This is a genomic window from Candidatus Hinthialibacter antarcticus, assembly GCA_030765645.1.
GTDB lineage: Bacteria > Hinthialibacterota > Hinthialibacteria > Hinthialibacterales > Hinthialibacteraceae > Hinthialibacter > Hinthialibacter antarcticus.
Genome location: JAVCCE010000031.1, coordinates 31848 through 50066, shown reverse-complemented (window position 1 = coordinate 50066; position 18219 = coordinate 31848). Strand labels below are relative to the sequence as shown.

Sequence of the window (18219 nt, the reverse complement as noted above, 5' to 3'; positions counted from 1 at the left end):
TTTAATGAGTCCTGTATTGGACTCGGACGATTAGGTCTGCAATCAGCCCGAGTACGAACATTTGCATGCTGGCCATCATTAATACAATAAAGGTTGCGTCCATAAATTCCCCGATTGCCAGAGAGACGCCGCCGACCAATATTGCCAAAACCGCCAGCAATAAACTTAACGGTAAGAAAAAATTCAGCGGCCTTAATAATACGACGGTGCGAAGGATGACGAGAATCAAATTCCACGTATCCGCAATCGGGCGGAATTTTGATTGGCCCGACCGGATGCGATATTCCGTTTCAATATATTCAACTCTAGACCCCGTCGCTTGAAACGCAATTGTGATCGTCGTCGTCAATGAAAAACCGTCCGGCAATAACCGCAGAATCGGTTCAACCCGTTCCCGGCGAAACGCCCGTAATCCCGAATTTAGATCGGGGATAGATCGCCGCACCATCCATTGCGCAAACATTCGGATCAGCCATTTTGCCGGTCGCCGCACCCAGGGGATTTTGGCGTCTGTCCCGGTCCTTGCGCCAACCGCCATATCAACATGTTCAAGTCGGCGTACAAGTTTTTCAATTTCAGCTGGCGGGTAAGTGCCGTCTGCGTCAATGATGACGATGTTTGGCATGGAGGTTTTTTGAATGCCGGTTTTTATCGCGGCTCCATACCCCAGGTTGACGTCATGTTGTATATAGGGCAGCGATTGATTGGCTAAAATTTCAGTAGACCCGTCAGACGAACCATCATCGACGAGCAAAACTTCACAGGGCCTGGAAAACGTCTCCAGTACGGCGCTTAATTCGCTGATAAAAGCCGAAAGCCCTTCTGATTCGTTGTAAACAGGAATGACGATTGACACGCCCTCCTGTTTTTCTAAATGGGTTTCCATATCTGTTTGATCACAATCGTACGTTAAACAATAAGAACCAGTATAGCAACATTGAAATCTAGACTGGATAGTTAGAAGAGGATTGTTGATTTTCAATTAAGGATTATAATTTAACTATGTGATGTTAATGATGAGATGACAGACTCTCTACGGAAGTGAATGTGAACTATGAATGACGAGCGAGTTTTTACCTGGCTGGCCGATCATGATCGGCGCTATCATGTAAATGCTTATATTTTCGTCCTCGAATCTCTTCGTTATACTCAAAACCTCTATAAAAAACACCGCCACGTTTCGGGCAGACAACTCTTAGTGGGGATTGCCAAGTTTGCCAAAGAGCGCTTCGGCGGCATGGCGTACATCGTTTTTGATGATTGGGGAATCGCCACGCCGCGCGACTTCGGCAACATTGTATTCAACTTGGTCGAAATGGGTGAAGTCAAAAAAACCGCTGACGACAGCATTGAAGACTTTGATATTGCCTTCGACCTCAAACGCGAACTCGAACACGCCGACCAATTAATGAGCGAATAGCGCGCCGGTTTATTCCGATTTTAATTTGACTTCAATCTTTGCGCTCGCCGTAAGTTCTTCTGTCCATTTCAACAGAACATCCTGCATCTTCTGCCGGGCCAATAATGACTCGGGCGTTTCTTTTTCGAGCACTTTGACGACGTGATATCCCGAAAGCGTACGGATCGGGTCTGTAATGGTATTCACAGGATAATTGAATAAGGCATCAAATCCTGCGTCTAATTGTCCACGTTTAAATGGAGGAATCCGACCGCCTTGCATTTTGGTTTCCTGATGTTCGGAATTAGACATCGCCAAGTTTTCAAAGTTTTCGCCGCCACGGGCGCGGTTTGCAATTTCCGTTGCTTTGTCTAACGCGGCTTTTTCTTGTAAATCGTTTGCGTCTTGCGGGACGCGGAGCAGGATATGAGAAACGCGAATGGTTTCTTGTTCTGCTAGATTGGGGTTATCGGTTTTAAAACTACTGAGTTCCTCTTCTGTCGGCGGTGAAATTCGTCCCCGCATCAACTGCGGCGCGACAACGCTGACCAAGTAGTCCTTATAGAGATTGCGGTATTGAATCTGCCGAAGTTCTTCCCAATTGACGCCCATCTCTTCTTCCCGCTGCGCGAGCGCCGCAGGCGTTGTGAATTGCTCTTGCATCCGTTGAATAATTTCAGCGGCTTGCCGTTCGACAAATTGGCGAATGCTATCTTTCTGCGTCGGGCTAAGTTGTGATTCGATGCCTTGAATCAAAATGGTCTCGTCGATTAAGCGTTTCAACACGCTGGAACGAAATTTATTCAGCTCAGATTTTTCCATGGTGTTGAAATCAACGCCTGGCTTCTTTCGTTGCTCCATGAAAGCGTCAATTTCACCGCTTAAAATTAACTCACCGTTAACGATTGCCGCGATGGCTTCTGTGCCAGGGATCTGAGCAGACGAAATCGAAGGTATTAACAGAAATAAAGTGACGCCTATCAAGAAAGACCGCATGGAAATCTCCATTCAAAAACCGTAAGGTTCTATTTTTATCAATTTAGTACAGCGTATTATGCCAAGCAATTGAGTTTGCGCCAAGCAGTGGTTTAACAATTACTGACTCATGGGATGTTTGACGCCGTTATAAAAACTTTCCCAAATTTGATTATAACTCCACTCCCACAAACGCGCTTTATCATCAGAGAGGCTCACGGGCCATACGGCCCAATTGCCGGGGAAACAAAAAGCGCCCACCCATTGCACCCAAACCGAATAGAGCAGCAGGCAGACAAAAAGCGTCAGCATCCAGCGGCGTTTTTCAATTTCAGGCCAGGCGGCGGCCAGGCATAACATCAAAAACGGATAGGCGTCAACTTGATAACGCGGACCGTAGTGCATGATGCCGCCCCACCAGACGATATATTTTCCAAATACGCATAACAACCCAATGGGAATGGGAAGCATATATTTTAATGTTTGCCATTGGGCGCCGGAGCGCTTCCAAAGGAGAAACATTCCCAATAATGAGAATAGAAGAAACGGACTAAAGGCGAACACTCCACGGCTGGGGCTGATGAGCACGCCCGCAAGCCCCTCAAACAAAGGCGTTGACCAAACCCCGCCCTGGACGCGATCCAGATGCCAGCGGTCAGCCAGCACATACGCCAGGCCGCCGTTCCATGTATCAAATACCGCATAGTTATAGGCAATCAACATCGCCGTTAATATGCCGCATGGCAGTAAAAACGCAATAGCGGATTTTCGATATCTCCAGAGAATAACTGCTGCATAAAATCCCGCGCTGGTGAGGTGGACGATCCGGCACAAGACGGTGCACCCCGCCGCCGTTCCTGCGAGCGCGAGCCACTTCCAGCGATTGGGGCTTGCGCTGTCATCGGCGCGGATTGTGGCGTAAAAACAGACGCTCCACCAAAAAATTGCCCCGGTATGTTGCCAGATGCTTTGCGACGCAATCGGCCAGGCCGCCGTGCCAAACGCATAGGCGTACGCAAGAACAAAGGCGGATTTGATGTTTAATAAGCGTTTAAAGGTCAAATACAAAAATAGGACGCTCAATGAGGTGTAGGTTGAAGCGCACAATTTAGAAATATAATCCCAAACTAAATTTCCTTCGCCGGGGCGTATCATGCCCATCCAGACGAACGGGGCATAAAACGGCGTCGCCATAATACCAGGGAAAATGGGATAATTCGATACGACATGCCCATCCCGAACGGAAAGGAAATAAGGCAGTTCGTTATATTCGAAATACTGTTTCATATTGTCGAGGTAGATCGTGCCGGATTGCGCCAGAAAGATCGCGACGAACTTTGTGCAGGTGGTGTCGCCGCTGCTGAGTTCCCGAACATTAGACATGTAAACAACAAACGGAATGAAAAAGAGCACAATCAGCCGTTTATCGAACCATTCCGCAACCGCTTGCAGGGCGCCGGGCCGGAACAGGAAAAAAAATATTTTCATTCAGAGACCTATTTGGGATAATAAAGTTGATACAATACTATAACGAAACTGGCGTCTCAAACGTAGTGATTAGCCAGAGGCCATTGAGGAACGACATACACTATAGTGATGATTCACATAGAAGGAGAGTAACTCATGAAGATGATGAAATTTGGCGTAGTTTCAGTGCTTGGAATTAGTCTATTGTTCGCAGGGTGTACTGCGACTCCCGCGCAAAAGGGCGCAATGGGCGGCGGCGCATTAGGCGCGGTCGCAGGTCAGTTAATTGGCGGCGATACCAAGTCAACCTTGATTGGCGCCGGAGCGGGCGCGCTGGGCGGCGCTTTGTTAAATGACCAGGTCGATAAATCCAAACGTCAGTCTTATGACCAAGGGTATAACCAGGGTTACAACCAAGGCGCACAAAGCAATCAATCGACTCCGCCTCCTCCGCCGAATTACAACACCGCGCCCCGCTAAACTAATTTACGATCACCAGTCAAAACGCCCGGAATACTCCGGGCGTTTTTTGTTTAGCTAGGGCGGATTTTATAGCGATACAGTAGGCATACCATTGATCGCTTGGAGGGCGCCATGAAACATCCGGCACTTTATATTTTTTCAGCAGTAATCGCATTGGTGTTGCAAGGTTGCACGACCACTGGCGGCGCCTTCGGCGGCGGCGCGCTTGGCGCGTTGGCGGGGCAGGCCATCGGCGGAAACACCGAAGCGACATTGATCGGCGCTGGCGTCGGCGCCCTTGCGGGAGCCATCACCGCAGACCATGTGAACAACCAAAAAGGACGCTCTTACGACCAGGGCTATTCAAGCGGGTACTATGATGCGACTTCTGCGCCGCCTCCCGTTTATGAGCGGTCATATTATTACTACCCCGCGCCGCCTCCACCATCGTATTATCATTATCGTAGAAGTTACTATCGGCATGGACCGCGCGTCATCGTGGTTCCACCGCCGCCGCCTCCCCCGGGAAGCGTTATCTACTATCCATATTGAGAGCAAAACGGCCCGGTTCATCGCCGGGCCGTTTCATTTTATATTTTACGCAGCCGCTCAAGCGCAGCGTCTAGCAGGCTGTCTTTGTCGCTGTTGTATTCATTCCCATCAACAATGAATTCCACGTCTGGCTCAACGCCGTTGCCTTCGAGCGGCTTGCCGTCGGCGCGGTAGTCAATCCACTGGGGAACGCTCACCTGAATGCCCATCGGCAAGTCAAGCATCTTCGGGTTTCCGCTGGAACCGCGCGTCGCTTCTCCCATCAGGGTCACGTTCGGACACTCGCCCATCATTTTGACGAAGGCTTCGTTGCTGCTCATGCAGCGTTGTCCAATCAAGACGATGACGGGCTTGTCGTATTGCCATTCGCCCGTGGAAGGACGGCCCGAAGACCGTCTTGGAGAAAAGAGCCGTAGAACGAAACTAGTCAACAATGATGTCTTGCGGCGTGGAGATCGACTTCACTTCGGGATTGTAATATTCATACATGCTGGATTCAGGCGCTTTGGCCATCATCGGCAGCGTCGCCTTCATGGGGACGTCGATCTTGATTTCCTCGCCCGCGTCCATAGATTCAATATAGATCAGCAATTGGCGCGACATGATGGTGAATTTCTCAATCACGCCCTTATCAACATACGCGTCCAGATCAGGCCGTTCTACGCGGAAACCAGGAGGAACGCCCACGTCAATCATCACCATTTCCGCTCGTTGAGGCGTATTGTTTTTTGCGGTGACTTGACAGGTGACGCGGTCGTTGCGGCGCAACTGCGTCCGGTCATATTCAACGTCGATGTCAAATAATTGATTGCCGCTGACTTGGCGCGCTAACGCGACATCCCAATTTTGGTGATACTTGCCCACGATTTGATAGAGCATGCTGCCTTCGCCGTCGATGGTGAGCGAGACTTTGTTTTCGCCTTCGCGTAAGAACTTGCCAGCGTCAATCTGGCGGAACACGTCGGAATACTCCGGCGTGATGTTCAACGTATCGACGACTTCATCGTTGACTTTAATCGCGACTGTTCCGCTAGCAACGTCGGTGCGTTGTCCAAGGGATTTGACCAATGCCTTCAGCGCCAACACGGTTCCATGGGTGGTTGACCAGGTTCCGCTTGAAGTCTTTTGAGAAATCAACCAATTCAATGCTTTGCCCAATTCGCTGGGATAGCGTCCGTTGTCGATCAACGCCAGCGCCGCCCATGCAGTGGTTTCGACCCAGGCGTGTTCGCCGCGGGCGAAACTCATGCTGGCCTCGCTTTTCCAGTAGACGCTTTGGTTATCAACCGACGCCATTTCGACGAGACGGTCGAGGCAATCTTTTGCGGCTTCGCTTTTTGGATCCATCGCGATCAGCGCGTTGCACAGAATCGCAAGCGTGTAAGAATCTTTGGCTTCTTCGGCGTGGTCGATGAGATATTGTTTTGTGATTTCCAATTCGCTGCCTGCGTCGGTTTGCGCCAATGCCAGCGCGATGTAGGCCGTGACCAACACTTTGTTATCCTGAATGCTTTCCCACATTTCCGCGTGGGAATAATTATCGTCCGGGTCCCAACTGCCGTCGGCTTTGCGTTGTCCAAGCAGCCATTGTTTGGTGCGTTGAAGAACATTGGCGTCGATGGGATAGACCGCATTCATATCGCTGAACTCAAGCAATCCATACGCAGACAACACCCGCGTCGCAGGCGCTTGTCCAAACACCGAGAATCCGCCGCCGGGAATTTCAAACGTCAGCAATCGCTGGTAGCCCAGGTTGATGTACTCTTTGGCTTTCATCTCAATGGCGGGGGTAATACGCTCGCTGGCCTGCATATAATTCAACGCTAGCAGGTTGGGGTAAGTCGTTGAACTGGTTTGCTCAAAGCAGCCGTTCGGCATCTGCAAAATCGCGTCCATGCCTTCCACTACCTGGCTGAATACGCCCGGGTAAATCTTCACCCACAGGCGGTCGGCGCCTTCGAGACGCGAAGCGGGGAAGGCGAGCCGCTCTTCAACTGCGCTGCTTAAACGTCCGTTTCGGGTAATGAACTGCGGCTCGCCGTTGGGGCGCACTTCGATCTCGCGGCCAATCGCGTCGGCGTCTTCTGAACCCCAACCGAACACGGTGATGGTTTGCGTTCCTAGAGACTTCGCTTGGATTCGATACGAAACCGAGGTCACTTCATTGGCGGCAATATCAATATTCTTTTTGTAATCTCCATCAAGCAGATCAAACCAGCCGGATTTCTCTAACGAAACTTCAACGCTTTGCGGCTTGTCCAGATAGTTATAAACCGAGACGGGGATTGTGACTTCATCGTTTTTGGTCAAATGCGTCGGTAGATTGATATCAATGAAAAAGGGCTTGAAGACTTTCATCGCCGAAGTCGCATCGCCCAGCGCGCCGCTTTTGGCGTTCGCCATTGCCGACATGCGCCAGGTGGTAATTGAATCCGCCATGGCGAGTTCGATGGACGATTCGCCGTTTGCGTCGGTGATGAGTTCCGGCGTGTAATAGAGCGTCTCAGGAAAATAGCGCCGCACCCGCACCGCGCGTTCGTTGGGTTTGTTGTAGGTCACTTCAAAGTGGTCGGTTGATGCAATGACGAAATCAAAATGCTGGCTGATTTCGTCGGCGACATCGTCTAGCGTCCCACCAAAATGCTCGACGTAGCGCTCCGCCGCCTTCATCGCGGCTTCTTCGCTCAACTCGCCGTTAACGAACAGCGGGCCATCGCTTTCGTCGAAAAGTCTTATCCCATTTGCATAAGAGTCGTCGTAGACAAAATTTTTGTTACCCGCATTATCGGTAACCTGAAAGACAAATGGAATTACATCCCCCTCTTTTACTCGATTGGGGGTATTCGCCGTATCATCATCTTGATCCTTTATTGAATAACCGAAGTCCTCCTGTGTTCCGTCGAAGTCATCGCTGGCGAAATATACATCCTCACCCTTCGTATCTGCCGCGCTGACAAATATATCCGCAAATAAATCTTCTTGCGTTCTTTGTTGAACATGAGTAAGTATTTCATCTGATGTGAGTTCAAATCCTAACTGAAGGTCTCCCGCGCCGTCTTGAGCAAAGCGGTCAGTGGGTATTCGCACGGCAGTCCTGCCGTTTGCTCCTTGGGCGATGATGAATTCGTCTACGCCGCCTTTAAATAAATTTTGTCCGATTCCTTCATCTTGCACATTGGATGCAACGCCCGGAGGAGCGCCAAATTGATTGCCGCCCATCCCCATACCGCCCATGTTATCGACTTGTGCTGGGGCGAATTCGACAACGCCTTTTTGAATCATGCGTTGCGGCAAGGCTTCCATCATCGGTTCCGCTCCTGCTTCCCCTCGGAAAAAAAGAACTTCTTGCCCCAATTGGATACGACGTCCAAGGCGGTCAATCATTACGCTTCGGCCACGCGCTTGCATAAAATAAGCAACCTTCACGTCATCATCCGTCTTTTCTTTCTGGTCGATGCCAACGCTGGCGAGAACCGTGCTCCCATTGGCAGGGTTGATATAGGAAACATACGGGGCGCCCCAGGGATCATTGATGGAAATGTCTGTCAGATCAATATCATTTGTGAGCGCAATTTCGCCCAAGGGGAGGGAAAGTTCTAGATTCGTAATCCCATTGGCGCTAAAGACATTCACAAATTTTTGCAAATCCTGCTGGGCTTTCTGGCGTTTTTCCTGCACCGTATTAATGAACAAGCCGAAGGGTGATGGCGCGTCTAACTTCGCCAGCAGAGCGCGGGAAAGCGAGTCGCTTTTTTCTAACGGTTTGGCTGACAAGGGAATTGCCTTGTCGAGATGGAAGCCGTGAATCTCCACTTTTGGGTTCAACAATTCGCGTTCGATGGCGAAAAACACCTTTGCGAGTCCAGGCTCTTTTTCGCTAAGGCTGTAGACGCTTTCGTCAACGATGTGCATCCCCAAAGCGGCTTGCACAGGGACGCCATTCTGGTCTGTTACGGCGATTTTGAGTTTCGCGGGTTGACCGGGTTCATATTCATCAAAATCAGGCTGAATTTCAATTTTCAGGTCATCCGAACGCAACGCCACCACTCGCTTGGTGTCGCGTATCATGTTGCCGTCGTTTCTGATTCGATAAGCGTTAAGTTCCAATGTCCCAGCGAGTTCGATGTCGATGGCTTGTTGGATTGACGCCTTGCCGCCTTGGGGGCGCAGGGTGTGAGTCAGCATGGTTTGCTTGTTCTTGACGATATCAAGGTAAACCGCTTCGCCCGCTTTATCTGGCGTGAAAATATCGACCGTCATCACGTCGCCCACGCGATAAACGCCCTTATTTGGGCGAATTAGAATGCGGTTCTCATCTGGCGCCGTCGGAATCTCTTTTTCTAGCGTGATCGTCTCGCCGTCCAGTTCCGCAAGAATTGTCAATTCAATGTTGGCGTTTCTCTCCGGCGTTAGCTTGAAAGCCGCAATGCCGTTTTCGTCGCATTGCACTGATACATCTTGCTTTAACCAACCGGATTGAACTTTGAGTTTGGGCTTGGCGACGCTTCCATCTGGATGCGACGCAATGGCGAAAATTTCGTTTTCAACCCCAGCGATGAGATGCCCGCTTTCTGGAACCAACTCGATCTCAAGCGGTTCGACTGAAACATGAAACGTATGGATTTTCTGCTCTTCATGGTCAGCGCTATCAGTGACTCGAACATCCATCTGGATGATGGTGTTGCCCTGAAACGAAGGTTGTCCAATCAAGCGATCTGGAACCGTGAATTCATATTCGAACTTACCGTCATCATTGGTTTTACCTTCGATAATTTCAAATTCATTAAAACCGACGTCGAAGCAATTCGCTGTGATTTTGATGTTGCCGTTATCGACGGGCTTGCCAAAGAAATAACGGGCTTCCAGGTCGCCTTTGACCACATCGCCGGGCGAATAAAATTCATTCTGGTTCTTCACGTCAACGCGGAATTTTGGCAAGACGTATTCATACACTTGAACGCCTTTTTCGGTTTCGGAGTCGCCGCAAATCGTCTTGACAAGGTAATCGCCTTGATTGACCTCATCCGCTAGCGTGAAGTCCGCTGAAACCACGCCAAATTCGGATGTTGTTTTGATGCTCTTGAACACCTTGTTGCCGCGGCCGTCGTAGACCTCCAGCGTAACTTCCCGGTTCGCAATCGGCTTATTGGTCGCGGGGTGCGCCGCTAGCGCGCGGATGTGCACCGTCTGGCGTGGTTGGTAGACCGGTTTGTCGGTGGTCAAAAACACCTTCACGCCGGATTGGATGGTGATTTCTGAAGTCACGACTTGAGACCCAAGGCTTGAATCGGCTTGGATGTTTAATTCAAAATCGCCTTGGGTATTGCTCGCCGCCGGGAAAACTAACTCCGCGCTGCCATCATTATCGGTCGTCGCGGTCGAGTTAAAGACGGATTTTCCGTTTAGCGACAACGACGCGTTAATCTCTACGCCAGCGGCTGGTGCGCCGTCGCTGCTGTTGGCAATCACCCGCACAATGCTTTTGGCGCCTTCGATCCACTCGCGCTGTCCGATGACTTGCAACTCAAGCGATTGGGGCGACTCGCCCAAAGGTTTCAGCCAGGTTTGTCCCATGAGATCAATGCGAAGAACACATTGAGAGATATCCGGCGTGTTGGCTGATATGGGCAGCGCGACCTCTTCAATCTGCTGTCCGTTTAGCAATACCACCTTCTTGATGACGGTCGCCAGCGTTTCGTATTTTTCACCCAGCAACGTGACCTTCAACTCGTCGATGCTTCGCGAACCGCCTTCGTTCGAGAAGGGAAGCGTGATGGTCAGCGAATCTTGGCCTCGCGTAATATCGACTCCATTGCGGTCTAAGGCAATTTCGGATTGGGTCGCGACGCCCAACCAGGCGATGGCGATGAATAGTATAAAAAGTTGAAATGCTCGTTTCGTTTTCATGGTTAAGCCTCTTTGGTATGTTTCAGTTTTAGTACGACGCCGTCAGGTCGTGGTTGATGTTGTGATCGGTGTCTAAAATGGCGACGGAAAACTGGCTGTCGTCTTTCTTTCCGGTCGGGAAAAATAGTTTAAAGAGAATTGTGTTGCGCCCTTTTTTGAGCGGGCATTGAATGCTGTGTCGGGATAGATTTTGTTGTTCTTGCCGCCACAGGTTTCGGTTGAGTGCGCCTTTCCAAACCAGTTCGTCATTGACGAATAAAAGGCCGCGCACCTTGGCTGTCAGCGCAAGAATGACGACCTGTGGCTCTGGCGAATCAATATGGGTCGCCAGAAAAATAGAGCGGTATGCGTCTTCTTTTATTTTGTCTTGAGAAAAATCAATGAAGCCGTTTTCAATGCGGACCTTGTCCCAGGCAACGGGACGGTTGTTATAGCCGGGCATTGTTTTGGTTGATGCAATTGCTGGAATGTCTTCAGGCTGAACCGAAAAATTGTCCAGCGGACCTAATTGCCACCAGGGTTGAATGGAGTGCGCGGCCAAAGCATCTTTATAATATTGCGCCGCGAAGCGCTGCGCTTTTTGATGATAGATATGTTGCGGCGGCCACGAAGACAATACCTGTATTGCCCAAGTGTAGGCTTGTTCCGGGTGTTTCTCGCCAATTTTGCTTGATGCAGTTAACGCCAGTGACGCAAAGTCGTCTGATAGCTTCTCTTGTTTGGCGAGGACATTAAGTTGCTGGTCAACCTCATCAAGGCGGTCTTCTTGAGTGAGCAACAACTCAACCATCGAAATACGCGCTTGTGTACAAATCAAATCCGATTCAGGGTAAGACGAAATTAGCTGGTGGTAGGTTTGAATCGCCGAATCAATATCATCTAACGCCCGGTGAGAGTCAGCGATTAGCGTCATGGCGAGCGCCGCCCATTCTTTTTGGTCGGCGTATAATTTAGCGACATCGCTCAAGGTAATGACGGCGCTTTTTAGCAAGGTGAGGCGGTCATCGCCAATCTTGGTAAACGCCTGGTTGTAGACGCCAAGCCCGGTTCGGAACAAATCTTCCGCTTCGGCGTCTCGTTTCTCACTGGCTTTGTGTTCGATATGGCCTTTGGATGTTGCCAGCGTAAAGGCTTCGTTCGAGTCGCCGTTTCGTGCAATTTTCATCAATCCGGTTGATTCCGAATTTGGCTCATCCATTTGTAATTTGAACTGCGGCGCCATCGCAATTTCGGGCGATTGAGTTTCTTCCGATTCAACAAGATAGTTATCCGGTAGATTGCCGTTCAATTGTAAAAACGCTGCGCCGGATGCGACCAGGACGACCGCCGCCGTTAGCCAGCGCCCCCATCGAAAGAACGAAGCGTCATTCGCTGAAAGGTTGCGCGCCGCTTGTTGGACGGCGTCTTGCAGCGCGAGCGGGGCGTCCGAATGTTCTGTCTGGCGCATGAGGAGATGGACGGCTTGAGCGTCCTGCCATTCTTGCGCCAGTTCGGGATTTTTCTGCAACGCATCATTCAAGCGTTGGTCGTCTTCTGGGTGAATCTCACCGTAGAGATGTTCCATCATCCATTGGCGAACCAGTTCTTCGTTCATAATGTGATCCCGCGTTTGATTAACTGTTTGCGTATCGCCAAAAGTGCGTAGTGCGTCCGGCTTTTGATTGTATTGGCCGGGCAGCCCAACATCGTTCCGATTTCTTCAAAGGTCATGGTTGTATTTTCCTTGAGCAATAACGCTTCGCGCTGCTCGTCGGGCAACATCTGGATCACTTGCGACAGCGTCTCGCGCAAACGGCTGTCATGCGCTTCGTCGCGAGGGTTCCGTTCTGAACTGGCAATGGTCAGCGTCATGTCTTCCATTTCTCCGCTTGGGCCTTTGACCAAAGATAAAACGGGCTTTCGTTTTTGCGACCGTATCGCGTCGAAGCAAACCGAACGGACGATGACGTACAACCAGGTTGTGAATTTTGCCGTCGGCTGATAGCGTTTGCGGTTGCGCACCACTTTTAAAAACACCGCTTGAAACAGATCGTCCCATTGGTCTTGCGCATAGACAAACCCCTGGATAAACGCATAGACCGAATTTCGGTGGCGCCGAAATAGTTCGTCAAAGGCGTCTACATCGCCTTGTCCATACCGCACCATTAGCGTTTCGTCGGGGACGACGTCGTTCATTCGGTTTTCCACTGGCGCCAGTTGAGCGATCGCGTTCATCTTGTTCAATGTAACGCCGGGGCGCCTGGATCGTTTTAATAATATTGCAATTGTATGATTTTTTTTCCAATCCACTTGGCGGTTGGCGTTATCCTAACTTAAATAGCAGCGAACCGTATAACTAAATTCGGAGGAGATTCCCGTGAAAAACGTATTACTTTGTCTAATCACAGCGATGGCTTTCGCTTCATGTTCAGGAAACCAGGGAGAATTAGTGGATGCGCCCGAAGGTGCATCGACGCCGCCTCAAGTGGCGCAATCATCTGAACTTCCTTCAAGCCACCCGCCCATCAATCAATCGCAGCCCCAGGGTGAAACCATGTTGATGCCAGGCCCGAAGGCGGAACCGCTTGAAGTTGCGGGCGGGCAGGCCACCGCTGCGGGCTTGTCATTTAAGATTGACCCCAGCTGGAGCCCCGAGCAACCCAGCAGCAGCTTTCGCGCCGCGCAGTTTCGACTTTCCGCACCGGAAGGCGTTGAAGGATCGGGCGAATTGGCGCTATTTCAGGGAATCGGCGGTTCCGCCCAACAAAATATCGACCGTTGGATCGGGCAAATGCAAAGCCCTGTTGGCGAGCCGGAGCAAATCACAAAGACCGTCAACGGGCTTGCAGTACAAACGCTTGACGTAAAAGGAACCCTCGCGGTCGGCGCTATGATGGGCGGCGGCGAAGCCACGGCGGGAATGCGGATGTTGGCGGCGGTTATCGAAGGCCCCGGCGGCCCCTGGCATTGGAAACTGACCGGACCGGACGCAGTTTTAGAGCACTGGAAACCCGCGTTTAACGCAATGGTCGATTCAACCAAACCGGCAGAGTAAAAAAGTTTCGTCATATCGGTTTGATTACGTTATATTAACGTAGATTTGCTTGTAACATATTGTGTTGCACGGACACTTGAGATTGTAGTGCACCAGAGGAGCGGATTATGGTTCGGTTGGGTTTGAGTTGGATTGTTTGTCTATGCGCGGCATTATTCTCTGTGTCGGGATTTACGCAAGAATTGGCCCCAGTGTTTCCCGCCAATGGCGGCGAGGCGTCCATTGACGATCTGGTCACGCGTGGATTCGAATGGACTGCGCCCGAGGGTGCGACCCAATTCAGCGTTGTGTTGAATACTCCAAACCCGCTGTCACCTCAAATCGGCCCTGTGACTGTCACGGATACAAAATATGTGCTGCCGCAGATCACCCGCATTCAATTGCAAACGGGTCAATATTCCTGGAGCGTGTCCATTACAGGCGGCGCTGGTACTGGAACCGTGTCAGGCAATTGGGCGTTTTTAATTCCTGCCGTCGGGCAAGGGTTCGAGCCGTCTCCAACTCCCGTTGGGTTCCAAACGCCAACGCCAGCAGGCAACATAGACGGCAACGCTGTGATTGATTCAAAAGACGTAATCGCACTCGCGCATAAATGGCAGGTGCAATCGCAACGCAACCTCGGTCAATTTGATCTGAATTCAGACGGCGTCGTCAATCAAATTGATTTACTGTTAATGATTAATCGGCAGGGCTTGGCGTTGCCGACCGCCACGCCGACGCCGCCAGCGGGTATCGTGGAGAACATTACCTTTATTCCTGGTCGCGAAGTTTCGATTAGCCAAACCCGCAACTTTGAAATTCGCTGGGACCCGCCCTCGCATCCTGACGCTTCACAAGTGATCTATGACGTCTTTGTAGAGAACATTACCTTCCAAGACGTTGAAAAGCGCGGATTGACAACAAATTCATTTAAACCGTTTGCTGAATTTCCCTTTGGATTTACCCAAACGGGTCCTCAAACGGTTTTTATCCGAACCAAGACGCTGGATGGTCAAATTGGTCTGATCGCGACTGATACCTTCGAAGTCGTTTTGTCCGCGCCGCCGATTGCAACGCCGACTCCAACACCGTTTCCCGTCGTTGATGAAAATATCGCTCCGCCGTCATGGGCAAGCGCTGATGTTCCAAACATGGAACCGGACGGGCCGTTTTGCGCAGTGATAGACCGGACGACGGTTGATTTTTCGACAGAGCCGCTGAACTTGGCTTTTGATTGGCAGACGAATCCTTGTGCAGTCGCAGAATTACAAGACCCGGATAATGGGTTACTGCTTACATTTAATCCAGTTGTTGGGGCGGTAAGTTATACGCTTAAAATGACAAAAATCATCGACGGTCTCGAACCGTTTGAATTTTTAAGCAAGCCGACAATTGAGAACAATTCGCTCCGTATCAGTACCGATTTGGAATCCGCGACCTATTTACTTCAATTGCAAGCGTCGTTAGCAAATGGAAGTTTATCGAACTATGGAGACCCATTAACCATAGACTTCGTCTCCGTCTTTTAACCAATGGCGAAGATTCTTATTCGATTGCCGAACTGGCTCGGCGACGCTGTGATGGCAAGCGGGGCGCTGGCGCGGTTTGCGGAAGAACATCAGGACGATGAAATCACTCTGACGGGCGGGGCAGTTGCTCTGCCCGTCTTTCAACATGCGCCCTGCTCCTGGACGCTGACGCCGCTCGATCAACGCTGGCATCGAAGTTGGGGGCGGATGCGCGACGCGGCAAAGTCATTGCAAAAACAAAAATATGATGCCGGATACCTGCTCCCGAATTCATTTTCATCGGCTTTTTTATTTCGACTCGGCAACATCCCCCAACGCATCGGCTACCGCGCCCATTTACGCCGTTTGCTTTTGACGCAGGCGTTCAAAAAGCCTCATAAAGACATTCACCATTCTGCTGTATACAACCAACTACTAAATGGTTCGCTAGAAACAGCAGAGCCGTGTATTTCCTTATTGCCTGACGAGCGGGATTCGGTCCAAGCGTTGATGCAACGCTCCGGCGTTGCGCCTGGACGCATCATTGGGATGGCCGCTGGCGCCGCGTATGGTCCCGCCAAGTGCTGGCCGGGGGAACGCTACGCGCAACTCGCGCAACGCTGCGTGAATGAATTGGGCGCGAGCGTTATCCTGTTGGGATCAAAAGCCGAGGCGGATGCGGCGGACGCAATCGCTCAACAAGCGGGGCATGGGGTTGTATCGTTCGCAGGGCAAACATCTTTGCGTCAGTTGTTCGCATTGATCGAGGCATGTGACGTGGTCGCGTGTAATGATTCCGGGGTGATGCACGCGTCGGCTGCGTTAAAGCGCCCCACACTTACATTCATCGGGCCGACGAATGCCACTGCGACCGGGCCGTTAGGAACCCAAGCGGTATTGCTGAATAAAAATCTCGATTGCGCCCCCTGTATGAAACGTACCTGCCCGCTCAAGCATCACATGTGTATGACGGAGATATCGGTTGAAGACGCGATGAGTAGAATGAATGAACTATTGAAATCGTATGAAAAAGGGGAGGCTAGCAAAATCAAGTAGCGACTGTCTTGAAAATCAAGGCCAGTGTCATTGCGAGGAGGCCGAAGGCCGACGCGGCAATCTCACAAATCGAAAAGCGAGATCGCTTCGCTGCGCTCGAGATGACACGAACCAAATGTAGTCACTGTGGTCCCGTAGGGTGGGTTCTTTATACTTACCCCACCAAAATTTGTTGCCCTCATCCTAACCTTCTCCCAGAGGGAGAAGGGACAGGTTCAACTCCTCCCCTAAAATTCGACCAGCATTTTGCGTAAGCGCAAACTTGGGGATTATCAAATTTGCGAGAAATAATAAATATGAAACGAAATGATGAAACTCTTACAAATTCAGGTGGACGAGGCGTTTTTCGGCGGCGACTTCGCTTTTGCCGTTATCGATGTCGGTTGATTCTTCCATGCGGGGAAATCGTAGTGGGTACTTGCCGCTGAAACAGGCATTGCAGAATTCATTTTCCGTTCCGCCGATGGCTTTGTGTAGCCCGTCAGTGGTCAGGTAGTGCAGCGAATCAACTCTCAAGTGAGTTTTAATTTCATCTAACGTGTGGGTCGCGCCGATCAAACGACTGCGTTCCGGTGTGTCGATTCCGTAGTAACACGGTTCAATCCATACCGGCGAAGCAATGCGCAGGTGAATCTCGGTTGCGCCGCATTTGCGGATCATCTTCACAATTTTGCGGATCGTCGTTCCCCGCACAATCGAGTCGTCAACGACGATGACGCGCTTGCCCTCGAGCACAGAACGCACCGGGCTGTATTTAATTTTCGCGCCAAAATCGCGGATGCTCTGGCTGGGTTCAATAAAGGTACGGCCTATGTAGTGGCTGCGGATAATGCCTTGCTTAAAGGGGATGCCGCTTTCTTGCGAATATCCCAGGGCGGAACAAACGCTTGAGTCGGGAACCGGGACGATTACGTCGCCTTCGGTTGGGCGTTCCTGCCAGAGAATGCGCCCCAGGTTTTCCCGAGCGGGATTGACCTCGCGTCCAAAAATGTAACTGTCGGGACGGGAAAAATAGACCAATTCAAAAATACATTGCGCATGACGTTCAGGACGGGCGAAAAAGCGGCTTTCCATGCTGCCGTCTTTGGTGATGATGACCATTTCGCCTGGCTCGACGGTACGCATATACTCGGCGTCGATGATATCAAAACCGCAGGATTCTGACGAAAAGACGAACCCATCTTTATATCGGCCCAACGAAAGCGGGCGGATGCCCAACGGGTCGCGCAGGCCGATGACGTAGTCTTCATTCATCAAAACCATCGAAAAAGCGCCGCGCAGATGCTGCAGCGACTCGTGCAACGCTTTGAGAAAATCCTCTTCTGGGGAGCGCGCAAGTAAATGGATGAGAATTTCGCTGTCGGTGGTGGTGCGGAAGATTGATCCTTTAGATTCAAGTTCCGTGCGTAACTCTAGTGTATTAATTAGGTTGCCGTTGTGGGCGACTGCGAGCCAACCGCGGCGGTAGTCACACAAAATTGGCTGAGCGTTATTAAGGTTGCTGGAACCAGTGGTGGAGTAGCGTACGTGTCCAATCGCGCTGTCGCCGTGTAACTTATTGAGGGTGTCTTCATTAAATACATCAGCAACGAGACCCATGCCTTGATGTTGAAAGGTATGACCGTTTTGGTTTGTTACGATGCCAGCGCTTTCTTGGCCGCGGTGTTGGAGTGAATATAAACCCAAGTAGGCGAGGTGAGACGCTTCTTCTGCGTTGGCAATGGCAAAAACGCCGCAAGAGTCATGGATTGGTTCCGACATAGCCCTCTTAAATACCGCCGTATTTTATTCTAATCAGGGTACTCATAAACCCTTGGACGCGCAACTCAAGAAATCGAAAAAACAAAGAAAAGTGAGTTATTCACAGGCTGTAAACAAGT

14 protein-coding genes are annotated in these 18219 nt (G+C 50.8%); 6 read left to right on the top strand and 8 right to left on the bottom strand.

Going from position 1 to position 18219, the window contains the following annotated elements; all coding sequences use genetic code 11:
- Position 1: 1 nt before the first annotated feature.
- Complete coding sequence (locus P9L94_08160) at positions 2-856, bottom strand: glycosyltransferase family 2 protein (protein ID MDP8244037.1); 855 nt, start codon at positions 854-856, stop codon at positions 2-4.
- Between the two features lie 198 nt (positions 857-1054).
- Here P9L94_08160 and P9L94_08155 point away from each other — a divergent pair, with 198 nt between their 5' ends.
- A complete protein-coding gene (locus tag P9L94_08155) occupies positions 1055-1420 on the top strand; it encodes a hypothetical protein (GenBank protein ID MDP8244036.1) in 366 nt (121 codons plus the stop codon).
- A 9-nt stretch (positions 1421-1429) separates the two neighbouring features.
- Here P9L94_08155 and P9L94_08150 read toward each other — a convergent pair whose 3' ends face one another.
- Positions 1430-2395 carry a peptidylprolyl isomerase gene (locus P9L94_08150; protein ID MDP8244035.1) on the bottom strand — a complete coding sequence of 322 codons (966 nt, stop codon included), beginning with the start codon at positions 2393-2395 and terminating at the stop codon, positions 1430-1432.
- 99 nt (positions 2396-2494) lie between these two features.
- Positions 2495-3862 (bottom strand): hypothetical protein, encoded by a 1368-nt coding sequence (locus P9L94_08145; protein MDP8244034.1) that lies wholly within the window; start codon positions 3860-3862, stop codon positions 2495-2497.
- A gap of 135 nt (positions 3863-3997) precedes the next feature.
- On the opposite strand from P9L94_08145, the gene P9L94_08140 reads away from it, so the two are divergent.
- Both P9L94_08140 and P9L94_08135 read left to right on the top strand, forming a co-directional pair.
- The gene (locus P9L94_08140) at positions 3998-4321 is read left to right on the top strand and encodes a YMGG-like glycine zipper-containing protein (GenBank protein MDP8244033.1); all 324 of its coding nucleotides are present in this window, start codon (positions 3998-4000) and stop codon (positions 4319-4321) included.
- A 114-nt stretch (positions 4322-4435) separates the two neighbouring features.
- Entirely contained in the window at positions 4436-4855 is a 420-nt protein-coding gene (locus P9L94_08135) for a hypothetical protein (protein MDP8244032.1), read from the top strand.
- 38 nt (positions 4856-4893) lie between these two features.
- Here the strand turns inward: P9L94_08135 and P9L94_08130 are convergent, their stop codons facing one another.
- From P9L94_08130 to P9L94_08115, 4 genes are read right to left on the bottom strand one after another with little or no spacing between them, the layout of a single operon-like run.
- On the bottom strand, positions 4894-5286 hold the full coding sequence (locus P9L94_08130) for a S41 family peptidase (protein ID MDP8244031.1): 393 nt from the start codon (positions 5284-5286) through the stop codon (positions 4894-4896).
- A complete protein-coding gene (locus P9L94_08125) occupies positions 5279-10762 on the bottom strand; it encodes an alpha-2-macroglobulin family protein (protein ID MDP8244030.1) in 5484 nt (1827 codons plus the stop codon). Before P9L94_08125 ends, P9L94_08130 begins: the two co-directional genes overlap by 8 nt.
- Positions 10763-10790: 28 nt before the next feature.
- Entirely contained in the window at positions 10791-12356 is a 1566-nt protein-coding gene (locus tag P9L94_08120) for a hypothetical protein (GenBank protein MDP8244029.1), read from the bottom strand.
- A complete protein-coding gene (locus tag P9L94_08115; protein MDP8244028.1) occupies positions 12353-12937 on the bottom strand; it encodes a sigma-70 family RNA polymerase sigma factor in 585 nt (194 codons plus the stop codon). Before P9L94_08115 ends, P9L94_08120 begins: the two co-directional genes overlap by 4 nt.
- 181 nt (positions 12938-13118) lie before the next feature.
- Here P9L94_08115 and P9L94_08110 point away from each other — a divergent pair, with 181 nt between their 5' ends.
- The 3 genes from P9L94_08110 to waaF all read left to right on the top strand — a co-directional run bounded on the left by P9L94_08110 (position 13119) and on the right by waaF (position 16339).
- Positions 13119-13796 (top strand): hypothetical protein, encoded by a 678-nt coding sequence (locus P9L94_08110; protein ID MDP8244027.1) that lies wholly within the window; start codon positions 13119-13121, stop codon positions 13794-13796.
- Positions 13797-13903: 107 nt separating this feature from the next.
- A complete protein-coding gene (locus P9L94_08105; GenBank protein ID MDP8244026.1) occupies positions 13904-15304 on the top strand; it encodes a hypothetical protein in 1401 nt (466 codons plus the stop codon).
- A 3-nt stretch (positions 15305-15307) separates the two neighbouring features.
- Positions 15308-16339 carry a lipopolysaccharide heptosyltransferase II gene (gene waaF / locus P9L94_08100; protein ID MDP8244025.1) on the top strand — a complete coding sequence of 344 codons (1032 nt, stop codon included), beginning with the start codon at positions 15308-15310 and terminating at the stop codon, positions 16337-16339.
- A 318-nt stretch (positions 16340-16657) separates the two neighbouring features.
- On the opposite strand, the gene purF is transcribed toward waaF, so the two are convergent.
- Positions 16658-18100 carry an amidophosphoribosyltransferase gene (gene purF, locus P9L94_08095; GenBank protein MDP8244024.1) on the bottom strand — a complete coding sequence of 481 codons (1443 nt, stop codon included), beginning with the start codon at positions 18098-18100 and terminating at the stop codon, positions 16658-16660.
- Positions 18101-18219: the final 119 nt, after the last annotated feature.

Coding starts and splice junctions, on each gene's coding strand:
- P9L94_08105 (MDP8244026.1), top strand. CDS start 13,904: ATGGTTCGGTTGGGTTTGAGTTGGATTGTTTGTCTATGCGCGGCATTA.
- P9L94_08150 (MDP8244035.1), bottom strand. CDS start 2,395: ATGCGGTCTTTCTTGATAGGCGTCACTTTATTTCTGTTAATACCTTCG.
- P9L94_08155 (MDP8244036.1), top strand. CDS start 1,055: ATGAATGACGAGCGAGTTTTTACCTGGCTGGCCGATCATGATCGGCGC.
- purF (MDP8244024.1), bottom strand. CDS start 18,100: ATGTCGGAACCAATCCATGACTCTTGCGGCGTTTTTGCCATTGCCAAC.
- P9L94_08125 (MDP8244030.1), bottom strand. CDS start 10,762: ATGAAAACGAAACGAGCATTTCAACTTTTTATACTATTCATCGCCATC.
- P9L94_08145 (MDP8244034.1), bottom strand. CDS start 3,862: ATGAAAATATTTTTTTTCCTGTTCCGGCCCGGCGCCCTGCAAGCGGTT.
- waaF (MDP8244025.1), top strand. CDS start 15,308: ATGGCGAAGATTCTTATTCGATTGCCGAACTGGCTCGGCGACGCTGTG.
- P9L94_08135 (MDP8244032.1), top strand. CDS start 4,436: ATGAAACATCCGGCACTTTATATTTTTTCAGCAGTAATCGCATTGGTG.
- P9L94_08140 (MDP8244033.1), top strand. CDS start 3,998: ATGAAGATGATGAAATTTGGCGTAGTTTCAGTGCTTGGAATTAGTCTA.
- P9L94_08120 (MDP8244029.1), bottom strand. CDS start 12,356: ATGAACGAAGAACTGGTTCGCCAATGGATGATGGAACATCTCTACGGT.
- P9L94_08115 (MDP8244028.1), bottom strand. CDS start 12,937: ATGAACGACGTCGTCCCCGACGAAACGCTAATGGTGCGGTATGGACAA.